Genomic DNA, 13,876 nt, shown 5'->3' on the forward strand with positions numbered 1-13,876 from the left:
ACTGACGTTCGATGTCTGATGCAAGCCTCGCGACGCCGGCTGACGTGCTTGGCTTCTGGCGGAATGCCGGCCGCGACCGCTGGTACACGCACGACGACGCCTTCGATGCCGAGATCCGCGGCCGCTTCCTTGCCACCTGGCAGAAGGCGGCTGCCGGCGAATTGTCGTCATGGGAGGCGAGCGATGAGGGCGCGCTGGCGCTGACCATCGTGCTCGACCAGTTTCCGCGAAACCTGTTTCGAGGCGACGCCAGGACCTTTTCAAGCGATGCGCTGGCGCGTGAAGTGGCAAGGCGCGCCATCGACCGCGGCGTCGATGCGCGGACCGCCCCCGTGCTGCGCGAATTCCTCTATCTGCCGTTCGAGCATTCGGAGGACCTCGACGACCAGCAGCGCTGCGTGACGCTGTTCCGGCGATATGACTGCCATCCCGACAACGTGAAATACGCCGAGGACCACGCCGACATCATCCGCCGGTTCGGCCGCTTCCCGCACCGCAATCGCATGCTGGGCCGGCAGACCACGGCCGAGGAGCAGGCCTTTCTCGACGCCGGCGGGTTTTCCGGCTGATGACGGAACGGTGACCAGAGCCTTTTCCGTTCCGATTGCATCGGAACGGGGCTCTAGATTCTTGTTTTGACGCGTTTTCTTCACGCGAACCGGTATCCACTTCGCTCGAAAACGCTTTGGCCTCCGGCATTGCCGTTCTTCGGCGAGCCCGTATTGTGCCGTGCTGTAGCCGGGTTTAAGACAGTTCCGCTTCACCGAGGGAGAACAACGATGACGATCAATGTTGGCGACAAGCTGCCGGAGGCCAAGTTTCGCGTGATGACCGCCGAGGGTCCGCAGGTCAAAACCACCGACGACATTTTCAAGGGCAAGAAGGTCGCCCTGTTCGCGGTGCCCGGCGCCTATACCGGCACCTGCCACAAGATGCATCTGCCGAGCATCTTCCTCAACGCCTATGCCATGAAGAACAAGGGCGTCGACACCATCGCGATCGTTTCGGTCAACGACGCCTTCGTGATGAACGCCTGGAAGCGCGACACCGACCAGCGCGACGAAGCCGTCTTCCTCGCCGACGGCAATGCCGACTTCGCCAAGGCGATCGGCATGGAGCTCGACGCCTCAGGCAACGGCCTCGGCATCCGCTCCAAGCGCTACTCGATGCTGGTCGAGGACGGCGTGGTGAAGAAGCTCAACCTCGAGCCCGCCCCGGGCAAGGTCGAGGTTTCCGGCGGCGACACGCTGCTCGGTCAGTTGTAGTTTTCTGTCGTTCCGGGGCGGTGCGAAGCGCCGAACCCGGAACCTCGAGATTCCGGGTTCGATGCTGACGCATCGCCCCGGAATGACGAGGTGACGATCGTAGCGTCGTAGGGTTGGCAAAGCGCAAGCGTGCCCAACCTACGATCGAGCACCTCTGGAATACTGGATCGACCGCCTTCGCGGGCGATGACGGTTTTGAGGACTGGCGGTGGCCGCGATCGCGGACGCGACGGCGCGCCCTACCCCTTCAGCCGCGCCATCGCCACGCCTTCGCGCGCCAGCTCGTCGGCGCGTTCGTTCTCGGCGTGGCCGGCGTGGCCCTTGATCCAGTGCCAGCGCACCTCATGCGGCTTCAGCGCGGCGTCCAGACGCTGCCACAGCTCGACATTCTTGACCGGCTTCTTGTCGGCGGTGCGCCAGCCGTTGCGCTTCCAGCCATGGATCCAGCCGGTGATGCCCTGGCGGACATACTGGCTGTCGGTGGTGAGATCGACCACACAGGGCTTCTTCAAGGCTTCGAGCGCCGAGATCGCCGCCATCAGCTCCATGCGATTATTGGTCGTGTGCGCCTCGCCGCCCTTCAATTCCTTCTCGACCTCGCCGAATCTGAGGATCGCGCCCCAGCCGCCCGGCCCCGGATTTCCGGAGCAGGCACCATCGGTGAAAACAGTCACATGCGGCTTTTCGCTCACGCCGCGCACCCGGCCGGCGTGACGCCATAGTCGTTGATAGCAGCGACGCTCTGCTGGAAGCGCAGCTTGCGGACATATTCCAGCGGGTCCTTCGGCTGCACCAGCGCGCCTTCGGGCACGTTGAGGAAATCGACCAGGCGCGTCAGCAGGAAGCGCATCGCGGCACCGCGCGCGAGCAGCGGCAGCGCGGCCTCTTCCGCCGCCGACAGCGGGCGCTCGCGGCCGTAGGCGTTGAGCAATGCGCGCGCCTTGGTGACGTTGAAGGAATGATCCGGCTCGAAGCACCAGGCGTTGAGGCAGATCGCGACGTCGTAGGCCAGGATGTCGTTGCAGGCGAACGGGAAGTCGATCAGGCCCGAGAGCCTGTCGCCCAGAAAAAACACGTTGTCGGGAAACAGGTCGGCATGGATGACGCCGACCGGCAGATCGGTCGGCCAGGCGGCTTCGAGATGATCGAGCTCGCGCGCGATGAAGTCGTGCAAGCCCGGCTGCACGCTGTCGGCCCGCGCGGCGGCGAGATCGAACAGCGGCCGCCAGCCGGAGACCGACAGCGGATTGTTGCGGACCAGCGGAAAATCCCGGCCGGCAACGTGCATTTTGGCCAGCGCCTCGCCGACGCCGGAGCAATGCGCCACGTTCGGCCGCCGCGGCCACACGCCCTCGAGGAAGTTGATGATCGCGGCGGGCCGGCCGGCGAGCCGGCTAGTGACCTCGCCCTTGCGGTTGCGCGCCGGCTGCGGGCACGACACGCCGCGCTCGGCGAGATGGCCCATCAGCGACAGGAAATACGGCAGGTCGTCCTCTGCCACGCGCTTCTCATAGAGCGTGAGGATGTAGGCGCCCTGGCTGGTGTGCAGCAGGAAGTTCGAATTCTCGACGCCCTCGGCGATGCCCTTGTAGGAGAGCAGTTCGCCGATGTCGTAGCTTTTGAGGAATTCCGCGAGGTCTTCGGCGGCAACGTCGGTGTAGACCGCCATATGGTCTATTCCGCCGCGGCAGCGTCAGGCCGCAGCGAACGCGGCAGCGGGAAGAACTCGTTCTCCTCCGCGGCCGAGACCGTCTCCACGTGCAGTTCATAGCGCTCGGCGAAGGCACCCATGATCTCCTCGACGATCACCTCCGGCGCAGAGGCGCCCGCGGTGATGCCGAGGCTCGTGATGCCTTCGAACCTGCTCCAGTCGATGTCGCTGGCGCGCTGGGCGAGCACGGCGATCGGACAGCCCTCGCGCTCGGCGACCTCGCGCAGGCGCTGCGAGTTCGACGAGTTCGGCGCGCCGACCACGATCAGGGCGTCGACCACCGGCGCCACCTTCTTGACCGCGAGCTGACGGTTGGTGGTCGCGTAGCAGATGTCTTCCTTGTGCGGACCATTGACGTTCGGGAAGCGCTGCTTGAGCAGCGTCACGATCTCCGCGGTGTCGTCGATCGACAGCGTGGTCTGGGTCACGAAGGCGAGGTTGTTGGGGTCCTTCGGAACAAAGGTCTTGGCGTCCTCGGCGGTCTCGATCAGGGTCACGGCGCCCGCCGGCAGCTGCCCCAGCGTGCCGACCACCTCGGGGTGGTGGGAATGGCCGATCAGCAGGATCTCGCGGCCGCGCTTGAAATGGATCGCCGCCTCGCGGTGGACCTTGGTCACCAGCGGGCAGGTCGCGTCCAGCGAGAAGAAATTGCGGGATTTGGCCTCGGCGGGAACCGATTTCGGAACGCCGTGGGCCGAAAACACCACCGGCGCGTTGGTATCGTCGGGAATTTCGGCCAATTCCTCGACGAAAATGGCGCCTTTGGTCTTCAGGCTGTCGACCACATACTTGTTATGGACGATTTCGTGCCGGACATAGACCGGCGCACCATAAATGGTGAGGGCACGTTCGACCGTGTCGATGGCACGGACCACCCCGGCACAAAAGCCGCGGGGGGAACAAAGCACGATTCTAAGGTCGGGTTTTTTGGCTGACATCGGGCTGTCTCGGGGCAATCTCGGGACCGAATCACCCCTCGCCGGCGGGCGGGGAACGGCCAATTTGAGTAAGGACTTGGGACTGCTTTCGGGCGCTGTCAAGGCGATTTTGCTGGCCCATTGCGCCATTCCCCCCGGAGGGCTTATATAGGCCCTATAATTCCCGTCATCGCCGATGACTACCAGCTTCGCCTCGACAGAGGTGGGCGAAGCACAAAGGAGATTTGCCATGAGCAACGCACCGCTGATGCCGAAGGCGACTGCCGTGTGGTTGGTCGACAATACCGCCCTGACCTTCGATCAGGTGGCCGATTTTACCAAAATGCACCCCCTCGAGGTCCGCGCCATCGCCGACGGCGACGCCGCGCAGGGCATCAAGGGCATGGACCCGATTTCCAACGGCCAGCTGACCCGCGAGGAGATCGAGCGCGGCGAGCGCGACCAGAACTACCGCCTCAAGCTCCAGGAGAGCAAGGTGGTGCTGCCCTCCGCCGCCAAGAAGAAGGGCCCGCGCTACACCCCGGTGTCGCGCCGCCATGAGCGTCCGAGCGCGATCCTCTGGCTGGTCCGCAACCATCCCGAGCTGAAGGACGCCCAGATCATGCGTCTGGTCGGCACCACCAAGACCACGATCGCCAGCGTACGTGACCGCACCCACTGGAACGCCTCGACCCTGACCCCGATGGACCCGGTGACGCTCGGCCTGTGCTCGCAGATCGAGCTCGATTTCGAGGTGCAGCGCGCCGCCAAGGAGAAGCCGACCACCACGGTCTACGGCGGCGCCACGCTGCTGCCGGCCTCCGAGACCACGCGCAAGGACGAGCTGGACGATCAGCCGATCGAGCGCCACGACGATCTCAACGTCGATGCCGTGTTCGCCAAGCTGAAGACGATCGGCGGCAAGAAGCCCGCCAACGACGAAGAGTAAGCGCGGATCGCGCAACTCGAAGCGCAGAATACGAAACGCGGCAGGGCAACCTGCCGCGTTTTTGCTTGGAAGCGCATGCGATGGGCGTGACGACGGCCGTCGGCGCGGCTCAATGCCGGTCGGGATTGTTCATCATGTATTCGCCGAGATCGCGCTGCCGCCGATCGGTGCGGGCTTCGGCGTTCTGGCGCTGCACGTCGCGGTTCTTGCGGCAGGCGACATAATCAGGCGAGCCGACCGCCACCTTGCCGCCGGCCTGGCAGTACTGATCGTCGTCGCCCATGCTCTCCGCGATCGGCGATCGGCCGCGTTCGAGGCAGCCTGCAAGCAGCGGCAGCGCGAGCAGCAAGGCGAGAGGCGCGCGAGCGGAAATGGATCGCATCCGTGGGTCCGTATCTCATGGCATATGACAGGGAGGCCGGGATGACCCGGCAATCCATCAAAATCAAGGCCGTTTTGCTTCCGAATGCGGAAGTCTTGTTCCACAGGTGCCGACCTCAGGCGCGGGAGGTGCCAGCACTCCCTCGCCCCGCTCTTGCGGGGTCGAGACGAGCGCTGCTCGCTCTTAGAGGGTTGGGGTGAGGGGCCGCCTCCGCAGAATGAATGCAGCGAGCGCGCGGAGCCCCCCTCACCCGGATCGCATTGCCATGCGACCCGGCCTCTCCCCGCAAGCGGGGCGAGGCAACAAGAGCTACGCCTTCCCCTTCAGCGCCTCGCCGATTTCGTCGAGCACCTTCGGGTCCTCGATCGTCGCCGGCATGGTCCAGGGCTCGCCGTCGGCGATCTTCTTGATGGTACCGCGCAGGATCTTGCCGGAACGGGTCTTCGGCAGCCGCGCCACCGTGATCGCGAGCTTGAACGCGGCGACCGGCCCGAGCTTGTCGCGCACCAGCGCCACGACGTCCTTCTCGACCTCGGCGGGCTGCTTGGTCACGCCGGCCTTCAGTACCAGGAAGCCGCACGGCACCTCGCCCTTGATCGCGTCCTTGACGCCGAGCACGGCGCATTCGGCGACATCGGGATGCGAGGCGAGGATCTCCTCCATGCCGCCGGTGGAGAGCCGGTGGCCGGCGACATTGATGATGTCGTCGGTGCGGCCCATCACCCAGACATAGCCGTCCGCATCCTTGTAGCCGGCATCCGAGGTCTTGTAGTAGCCGGGGAATTCCGAGAGATAGGCGTCCCTGAAGCGATCGTCCTGCTGCCACAGCGTCGGCAGGCAGCCCGGCGGCATCGGCAGCTTGATGACGATCGAGCCCATCGTGCCAGCCGCCACCGGCTTTGCCGCCTCGTCGACGATGTCGACCTGATAGCCCGGCATCGGCACCGTGGGCGAGCCGTGCTTGACCGGCAGCTGGCCGAGCCCGACCGGATTGCCGGCGATGCACCAGCCGGTCTCGGTCTGCCACCAGTGGTCGATGACCGGCACCTTCAGCTGCTGCTCGGCCCACTCCACGGTCGGCGGATCGGCGCGCTCGCCGGCGAGGAACAGGGTGCGGAAGCTCGAGAGATCGTAATTCCGGATGAACTTGCCTTCGGGGTCTTCCTTCTTGATCGCGCGGAACGCGGTCGGCGCGGTGAAGAAGGCGACCGCCTTGTGCTCGCTGATCACGCGCCAGAACGCGCCGGCATCCGGCGTGCCAATCGGCTTGCCCTCGTACATGATGGTGGTCGCGCCGTGGATCAGCGGGCCATAGACGATGTAGGAATGGCCGACCACCCAGCCGATGTCGGAGCCGCACCACCAGATCTCGCCGGGCTTCACGCCGTAGAGATTGTGCATCGACCATTTCAGCGCGACGAGATGCCCGCCATTGTCGCGCACCACGCCTTTCGGGATTCCGGTCGTGCCTGACGTGTAGAGGATGTAGAGCGGATCGGTGGCGGCTACCGGCACGCACGGCGCGGCCTTGCCGGCATCGAACGCGGCCTGGCGAAGCGTCGCCCAATCATGATCGCGGCCCGCGGTGAGCTCGCAAGCCTGCTGCGGCCGCTGCAGGATGATGCAGGTCTCGGGCTTGCTGCCGGCGAGGCGGATCGCCTCGTCGAGCAGCGGCTTGTATTGCACGATGCGCCCGGGCTCGATGCCGCAGCTCGCCGAGAAGATCAGCTTCGGCTTGGCGTCATCGATGCGGGTCGCGAGTTCCTTGGCCGCGAAGCCGCCGAACACCACGCTGTGCACCGCGCCGATCCGCGCGCAGGCGAGCATCGCGACGACGGCCTCCGGCACCATCGGCATATAGAGGATGACGCGATCGCCCTTCGCCACGCCGAAATCCTGCATCACCGCAGCCAGCGTCTGCACTTCCTCCAACAATTCGGAATAGGTGAACTTGGTGATCGTGTTGGTGAGCGGCGAATCGTGGATCAGCGCGACCTGGCCGGCGCGGCCGCCGGCGACATGGCGATCCAGCGCGTTGTAGCAGGTGTTGACCACGGCGCCCGCGAACCAGCGCCCATAGGCGCCCATGGAGGGATCGAAGATCTTCTTGGCCGGTTCGATCCAGTCGATCTCGCGCGCCGCTTCCGCCCAAAAGCCCTCGGGGTCCCGGAGCGAGCGGGCATACACCTCATGATACCGGCTCTGCTGGATATTCATCGCGTTTCTCCCTCGCGCGGTCGCGCGTCATTTGCCGACCATTGTCACGGGAAGTGGCGCCGTTTCAAGCCGAAATGACCGCGACCTTCGGCCGGGTCGGAGCAAAGCGTTTTCGAGCGAAGTGGGTCCCGGTTCGCGTGAAGAAAACGCGTCAAAACAAGAATCTAGAGCTCATTCCGCTTCGATCGGAACGGAGCACTAGTAGCCGTCGACGCCGTTGATCCGCTGCAGCCGCTCGCGCATCGCCTTTTCCAGATCGTAGCCCGGCTTGCCGAAGTCGGCATTGCGGCGGGCGATGAACTGATCCTGCGCGCGCTGCAGCTCGCGCGCCTGGCGCGGATTCTGCGTCTCGCGCACCGTGCGGAAGGTGGATGCGACGATCTCGCGATCGAGATCGGCAAGCGTGGGATTGGCGCAGATTGCCTTCTCCACCGGCCGGCGCGCCTTGCGGCAATCGAAGCTCGGCTTGCCGGCGACCGCCATCATGGCGCCGATCCGCTCCAGCTCCAGCGACAGCGATTTGTAGTTGGCCCTGGCGGCGGCGTGATTGGGGTCGAGCTTGACGGCAGCACCAAAATCCAGGATCGCCTTCGGCCGGTCGCCCTTGCGGCGCCACAGTTCGCCGCGCGCATTATGCGCATCGGCGAGCGATGGATCGAGCTTGAGCACGGTGTCATAGTCCGCGATCGCGCGATCGATCATCTGCTTGCGGTCATAGGCGCCCGCCCGCGCCATCAGCGCCTTGACGCGATCGGGCCTCGTCGCCTTCTCATTGTCGATCAGCGCGCCGCAGACATCGATGGTCTTGTCGTCATCGGCGGCGGCTGCCGCCGCGATGCAGGGGCCGGCGTTGGCCTGCACATCCTCGCCCGGTTCGCTGCCGGTGGCGCGCGCAACGCCCGTCATCAGCGCGCCCGACAGGCCGACACAGACCAGCATCGCGGCCAGATTTGCAGGTTTGCGTCGCATCCTGATCGCCGACAAATCGTCCCTCTTCCGCGCCCGAACCGCCGGCCTCCGATGCCCGGCGGCGCGCCATTTGCCGCAAAACCACACGCTGGATTATACGTCAATTGCGACGATCGGCTGCATCGGGGGTTCGGCTTGCTCACATTCGAATGGATCATCGGGCTGTTGCTCGCGGCGGTGGCGCTATCGGCGCTGGCGCGGCGGATCAAGGTGCCCTACCCGACCTTCCTGGCGCTCGGCGGCGTGCTGCTGACGCTGCTGCCGTGGGCCCCGACCTGGGCGCTGGAACCGAAACTGGCGCTGGCGCTGTTCGTCGCACCCGTGCTGCTCGATGCCGCGTTCGACACTTCGCTGCGCGATCTCCGCAACAACTGGCTGCCGGTCTCGACGCTGGTGGTGGTCGCGGTCGGCGTCACCACGGCGGCGGTCGCGGTGGTCGCACATTGGCTGCGCCCGGACATGCCATGGGCGGTTGCAATCGCGCTCGGCGCCATCGTGGCACCGCCGGACGCGGCCGCAGCCACCGCGATCCTGCGCCAGGTCAACCTGCCCTACCGGATCCAGAAGATCCTCGAAGGAGAAAGCCTGCTCAACGATGCCAGCGCGCTGCTCATCTATCGCGTCGCGGTCGGCCTCGTCGCCGCCGAGCACATGAAGATCCGCGAGTTCGTGCCGTCCATCACGATTGCGCTGGTCGGCAGCCTCGCCGCCGGCTTCCTGTTCGCGCAAGTCTGGATGATGATCACGCGTCGCATCACCGAGGCACCGAGCGCGATCATCACGCAGTTCGGCGGCACTTTCATGGTGTGGATCATTGCCGAGCATCTCGGGCTGTCCGGCATCCTCACCATCATCGCCTATGCGATCACCATCTCGCGCACCGCGCCGGCCCGCACATCGGCGCGGCTGCGCGTGTCGTCCTACGCGGTGTGGGAAACCGTCGTGTTCGTGCTCAACGTGCTCGCCTTCATGCTGATCGGCCTGCAGTTGCGCCCGATCTGGTCCGGACTCGACGACGAGGTGCGGTGGAAATATTGCAGCTTTGCCGCCGCGATCCTCGCCGTCGTGATCCTCGCTCGCATCCTCTGGGTGATGCCCTACGGCGCGCTGCTGCGCACACTGAAGGCGCGCAACCTGCTGCCGGCCCACGTGGTGGACGCCGTGCCGACCTTGAAGCGCGGCTTCATCGTGTCCTGGTGCGGAATGCGCGGCATCGTCACGCTGGCGGCGGCGTTTGCGCTCCCTGAATGGTTTCCGTATCGCGATCTGATCCTGCTGACGGCGTTTGCCGTAGTGCTCGGTTCGCTCGTGATCCAGGGACTGACGCTGCGGCCGTTGATCCTGGCGTTGAATTTCGGGGACGACGATCCGGTCGGACGCGAGGCGGCCCATGCCCGCGGCGTGGTGTTTCGCGCCGCGCTCGACGAGATCGACGCCGACCCGTCGGAAGAGGCCGAGATCCTGCGGCTCGAATATCGCGCCGTGCTGCTGCGCGCGGAGAATGATCCCGACGGCGGCCTGACCTCACGCGAGCTGCCGTCGGATCCGCTGCGCCGCCGCGCCATCGCCGCGGCGCGTCAGGCATTGCTCAATCTGCGCCGCACCGAAGCGATCGGCGACGACGCATTCCATCTGGTCGAGGAAGAGCTCGACCGCGCCGAGCTCAGCGTGGAGGCCTAAAGCGCCATGAGGTTCGGATGAATAGCCGCCGCGACAGCACTGCGCTCCCTCTCCCCGTTCTTTACGGGGAGGGTTGGGGTGAGGGGCTGTCTCCGCGTAACCGGCGATAGCTGCATTTGCGGAGAATCCCCCTCACCCGGAATGCATCTAGCGATGCATTCCGACCTCTCCCCGCACGCGGGGCGAGGTAAAGCGAAGTTCGCTGCTCAGGCGCCCGACTTCAAGCACCCGACTTGGAGGTGATGCCGCCGTCGACCACGAGCTCGATGCCGGTGACATACTTCGATTCGTCCGACGCCAGGAACAGCGCGGCATTGGCGACGTCCCAGGCGTCGCCCATATGCCCCATCGGCACCTGCGCGTCGCGGGCGCGCCACATCGCCTCGACATCGCCCTTGGCGTAGCTCTGCGCCAGCCCGGCCGAATGCGCGACCATCGGTGTCTTCATCAGTCCGGGCAGGATCGCGTTGACGCGCACATGCTTCGAGGCGAACTCGACCGCGGTCGAGCGCGTCATCTGGTTCATCGCGGCCTTGCTCGCGTTGTAGCTGACATAGGAAATGCCGACATGGCGGATCGAGGCGATCGAGGAGATGTTGATGATCGAGCCGCCGCCCTGCTTGATCATGACGGGAATGACGTGCTTCATCGACAGATAGGCGCTCTTGAGGTTGACCGCGAAGACGCGGTCCCACTCGGCTTCCGCAACTTCCACCACGCTGCCGACCTCGGCGATGCCGACATTGTTGTCGAGCACGTCGATGCGGCCGTAGGCCTTCAGGCAGGCCGCGACCATCGCCTCGACCTCGCCGGCGCGCGAGACATCGGCGGTGAATGCGACAGCCTTGCCGCCCTCGCCGGTGATGATGCCGACGGTCTCCTCCGCCGCGGCGCCGTTGCGATCGACGCAGAAGACGCTGGCGCCCTCGCGCGCAAAGGTGACGGCGGTCGCCTTGCCATTGCCCCAGCCGGGCCCGATCGAACCCGCACCGACCACCATCGCAACCTTGCCCTTGAGCCGATCCATCGGTCTTTCTCCCTTGTTGTTCTTGTCGTGACTGTAGCCCGGATGAGCGAAGCGATATCCGGGAGCGCTATCCCCCGCATATCGCTCCGCTCATGCGGGCTACGGATACTTACTACGGATTCTCGCAAACACTCATCGTCGTGACATTAGCACCGATCGGATGCCCGATAATCTCCGATAGCGTCTGGCAGTGTCCCTCCTGGCACAGGTGCCATTCACCCGCGGCGCCGGAATTGCCGAGCACGACCTCCGCCCTTGGCGCCGGCGGGGGCGACCATTGAAACCAGCCATCGACGAGGCGCGCCTCCGGCGGCGGCTCCATGCCGGCGCCCATGCCCTTGACGCGCGCCTGTTGCAGCGTGAGCCCGGCCGGCGTGACCAGCCAGTCCTCCTGCCAGGCGCTCTTCTCGATCGAATGCGTCCAGGCGAGCGTGAACGCCGCGATCGACAGCGCCTTCACGACTCCCGCGGAAGCGAGGCAGAGGCTCAAGCCGCCGCCACCGCATTGCGCGGACGCTGCCGCCATTGCCATAGCACGACAGCAGCAGCGAGCGTGAAGCCCGCTGTATCCGAGAACGGGAAATCGCCGAGCAGGCAGAGCGCGGCGCCGAACGCGACCAGGATCTCGATGAAAGTCAGCCGCGTGAACAGGAAGCCGATCGCGACGATGCCGAACAATCCGATCGCCACCAGCGCCTTGAAGGTCGCCAGCGCCACCGCGCCGTAGAAGCCGAGCTGCGCGGCCATCGGATCCCCGGTCTGCAGCATCAGCGCCGGCGAGTAGACGAAGATGAACGGAATGACGTAGCCGGCCAGCGCGATCCGCATCGCCTCCCAGCCGATCTTGTCCGGGTTCTCCTTCGCGATCGGCGCCGCAGCCAGGGCCGCGAGCGCGACCGGCGGCGAGAGGTCGGCCATGATGCCGTAGTAGAACGCAAACATGTGGCTCGCGATCAGCGGCACGCCGAGCTTGGCGAGCGCAGGCGCGGCCAGCGCCGCGGTGATGATGTAGGTCGGGATCGTCGGGATGCCGGTGCCGAGCAGGATCGACAGCAGCATGGTCATGATCAGCGCCAGGAACAGGCTCTTGGCGCCGAGCCCGATGATCCAGCTGCCGAAGATGGTGCCGACGCCGGTCTGCGTCATCATGCCGATGATGGTGCCGACGATGGCGCAGGCCATGCCGACCGTCAGCGCCGATTTGGCGCTGTCGGCGAGCGAGTCGCGGCAGGCTTTCAGGGTGGCGCGGCCGCCGCGGGTGATCGCCGCGATCACGATGAGACCGGCGACGACGCTGGCGACCGGAACGATCTCGATGCCGTGGCGCGACACCGCGGCAACCACCAGCGCGAGGCCGATCCAGAAGATGTAGCGCACGATGGTGTTGGAGAAGCCGAGCGTGATGCTGGCGCCGAGGATCAACGCGACCGTGAGCGCAAGTCCCATGCTGCCGGCATAGAGCGGCGTGAAGCCCTCGAACAGCATGTAGACCAGCGCCGCGAGTGGCAACACCAGGTACCAGCGCGCCACCAGCGCTTTCCAGGCGCTCGGGATCTCCGAGCGCTTCATGCCGACGAGGCCGTGCTTGCCGGCTTCCAGATGCACCATCCAAAACGCCGAGGCGAAGTAGAGGACCGCCGGGATCACCGCGGCCTTGACAATCTCCGAATAGGGCAAGCCGAGCGTCTCGGCCATGATGAAGGCGACCGCGCCCATGACGGGCGGCATGATCTGGCCACCCATCGAAGCGGTGGCCTCGACGCCGGCGGCGAAGGCGCGGCGATAGCCGAACTTGATCATCAGGGGGATCGTGAACTGGCCGACGGTGACGACGTTGGCGACGCCCGAACCCGAGATCGTGCCCATCATGCCCGAAGCGAACACCGCGACCTTGGCGGGGCCGCCGCGGGTGCGGCCGAACAGGCCGAGCGAGACGTCGGTGAACAGCTGGATCATGCCGGCGCGTTCCAGGAATGAGCCGAACAGGATGAACAGGAAGATGTAGGTCGCCGAGACATAGATCGGCACGCCGTAGAAGCCTTCGGTGCCGAACGAGAGATGGGTGACGATCTGGTCGAAGTCATAGCCGCGGTGATTGAACGGCGACGGCAGATATTGGCCGAAGAACCAGTAGAGCAGACAGGCGCCGCACATCAGCGGCAGCGCCGCCCCCATCAGCCGCCGCGTGCCCTCGAAGATCAGGACCGCGAGCAGCGTGCCGACCGCGAGGTCCATGTTGGTCGGATCGCCATCGCGGGCGATCAGGTCGGCATAGAAGATCCACTGGTAGAGCCCGCAGAGGAACCCGGCGGCGCCGACGATCCAACTCACCGCGCGGCCGAAATCGGTCTTGGCGGTGAAATTGCCGATCAGGCCGAAGGTCAGGAGGATCAGGAAGCCGACATGGACGCCGCGCACCACCTGGCTCGGCAGGTAGTTGAAAGCCGCGACATAGAGCTGGAACACCGCAAAGGCGAGACCGATGGCATAGGCCAGATGCCCCCAGGCACCCGGGCCGAAGCCTTCCGGAAAGCCATGCTCGAAATTGTCGAATTCAACCTTGATGGGCTGCTCGCCCTCAACCTGCTGCTGCATATGATCAGTCCCCCGCCGTGCCAACGGCGCTTATATCCACTGAGTCCGCCCACCGAAAGCCGGGACAGGAAAAACGCGCCACGTCATTGCGAGCGAAGCGAAGCAATCCATCGCGCCACAAGGGGAGAGATGGATTGCTTCGTCGCTTCGCTCCTCGCAATGAC

At 65.5% G+C, this 13,876-nt stretch carries 13 protein-coding genes; 4 read left to right on the forward strand and 9 right to left on the reverse strand.

What is annotated here, in order from left to right:
- The first annotated feature begins 11 nt into the window (after positions 1 to 11).
- Together Q2M23_RS14195 and Q2M23_RS14200 are read left to right on the forward strand one after the other, a co-directional pair.
- Positions 12 to 569 carry a DUF924 family protein gene (locus tag Q2M23_RS14195; RefSeq protein ID WP_316395924.1) on the forward strand — a complete coding sequence of 186 codons (558 nt, stop codon included), beginning with the start codon at positions 12 to 14 and terminating at the stop codon, positions 567 to 569.
- 210 nt (positions 570 to 779) lie between these two features.
- Positions 780 to 1,265 carry a peroxiredoxin gene (locus Q2M23_RS14200; RefSeq protein ID WP_018269652.1) on the forward strand — a complete coding sequence of 162 codons (486 nt, stop codon included), beginning with the start codon at positions 780 to 782 and terminating at the stop codon, positions 1,263 to 1,265.
- A 239-nt stretch (positions 1,266 to 1,504) separates the two neighbouring features.
- Here Q2M23_RS14200 and rnhA read toward each other — a convergent pair whose 3' ends face one another.
- Genes rnhA through ispH form a run of 3 tightly spaced genes read right to left on the reverse strand, consistent with a single transcriptional unit; the run spans position 1,505 to position 3,914 of the window.
- Complete coding sequence (gene rnhA, locus Q2M23_RS14205; protein ID WP_076825261.1) at positions 1,505 to 1,957, reverse strand: ribonuclease HI; 453 nt, start codon at positions 1,955 to 1,957, stop codon at positions 1,505 to 1,507.
- The gene (locus Q2M23_RS14210; RefSeq protein ID WP_316395925.1) at positions 1,954 to 2,934 is read right to left on the reverse strand and encodes a homoserine kinase; all 981 of its coding nucleotides are present in this window, start codon (positions 2,932 to 2,934) and stop codon (positions 1,954 to 1,956) included. Before Q2M23_RS14210 ends, rnhA begins: the two co-directional genes overlap by 4 nt.
- A gap of 5 nt (positions 2,935 to 2,939) precedes the next feature.
- On the reverse strand, positions 2,940 to 3,914 hold the full coding sequence (ispH, locus tag Q2M23_RS14215) for a 4-hydroxy-3-methylbut-2-enyl diphosphate reductase (RefSeq protein ID WP_057016404.1): 975 nt from the start codon (positions 3,912 to 3,914) through the stop codon (positions 2,940 to 2,942).
- A gap of 229 nt (positions 3,915 to 4,143) precedes the next feature.
- Between ispH and Q2M23_RS14220 the strand changes: the two genes are divergently transcribed.
- Positions 4,144 to 4,842: a DUF1013 domain-containing protein gene (locus tag Q2M23_RS14220; RefSeq protein ID WP_316395926.1), complete on the forward strand. Its 699-nt coding sequence runs from the start codon at positions 4,144 to 4,146 to the stop codon at positions 4,840 to 4,842.
- A gap of 109 nt (positions 4,843 to 4,951) precedes the next feature.
- Here Q2M23_RS14220 and Q2M23_RS14225 read toward each other — a convergent pair whose 3' ends face one another.
- The 3 genes from Q2M23_RS14225 to Q2M23_RS14235 form a co-directional block, all read right to left on the reverse strand.
- Entirely contained in the window at positions 4,952 to 5,224 is a 273-nt protein-coding gene (locus Q2M23_RS14225; protein WP_075969207.1) for a hypothetical protein, read from the reverse strand.
- A 309-nt stretch (positions 5,225 to 5,533) separates the two neighbouring features.
- Positions 5,534 to 7,441, reverse strand: a complete 1,908-nt coding sequence (locus Q2M23_RS14230) for a propionyl-CoA synthetase (RefSeq protein ID WP_316395927.1) — start codon at positions 7,439 to 7,441, stop codon at positions 5,534 to 5,536.
- A 198-nt stretch (positions 7,442 to 7,639) separates the two neighbouring features.
- Positions 7,640 to 8,410 carry a tetratricopeptide repeat protein gene (locus tag Q2M23_RS14235; RefSeq protein ID WP_316395928.1) on the reverse strand — a complete coding sequence of 257 codons (771 nt, stop codon included), beginning with the start codon at positions 8,408 to 8,410 and terminating at the stop codon, positions 7,640 to 7,642.
- A gap of 135 nt (positions 8,411 to 8,545) precedes the next feature.
- Here Q2M23_RS14235 and Q2M23_RS14240 point away from each other — a divergent pair, with 135 nt between their 5' ends.
- Positions 8,546 to 10,090, forward strand: a complete 1,545-nt coding sequence (locus tag Q2M23_RS14240) for a sodium:proton antiporter (RefSeq protein ID WP_316395929.1) — start codon at positions 8,546 to 8,548, stop codon at positions 10,088 to 10,090.
- 220 nt (positions 10,091 to 10,310) lie between these two features.
- On the opposite strand, the gene Q2M23_RS14245 is transcribed toward Q2M23_RS14240, so the two are convergent.
- The 3 genes from Q2M23_RS14245 to Q2M23_RS14255 all read right to left on the reverse strand — a co-directional run bounded on the left by Q2M23_RS14245 (position 10,311) and on the right by Q2M23_RS14255 (position 13,712).
- Positions 10,311 to 11,117, reverse strand: a complete 807-nt coding sequence (locus tag Q2M23_RS14245) for a glucose 1-dehydrogenase (protein WP_316395930.1) — start codon at positions 11,115 to 11,117, stop codon at positions 10,311 to 10,313.
- Between the two features lie 112 nt (positions 11,118 to 11,229).
- On the reverse strand, positions 11,230 to 11,643 hold the full coding sequence (locus Q2M23_RS14250; protein ID WP_316395931.1) for a DUF1850 domain-containing protein: 414 nt from the start codon (positions 11,641 to 11,643) through the stop codon (positions 11,230 to 11,232).
- The gene (locus tag Q2M23_RS14255; RefSeq protein ID WP_316395932.1) at positions 11,604 to 13,712 is read right to left on the reverse strand and encodes a TRAP transporter permease; all 2,109 of its coding nucleotides are present in this window, start codon (positions 13,710 to 13,712) and stop codon (positions 11,604 to 11,606) included. The genes Q2M23_RS14250 and Q2M23_RS14255 overlap by 40 nt, the downstream gene beginning before the upstream one ends.
- Between the last annotated feature and the right edge of the window lie 164 nt (positions 13,713 to 13,876).

The sequence above is a fragment of the Bradyrhizobium sp. 33ap4 genome (assembly GCF_032654765.1).
In the GTDB taxonomy this organism is placed as follows: Bacteria; Pseudomonadota; Alphaproteobacteria; order Rhizobiales; family Xanthobacteraceae; genus Bradyrhizobium; species Bradyrhizobium australafricanum.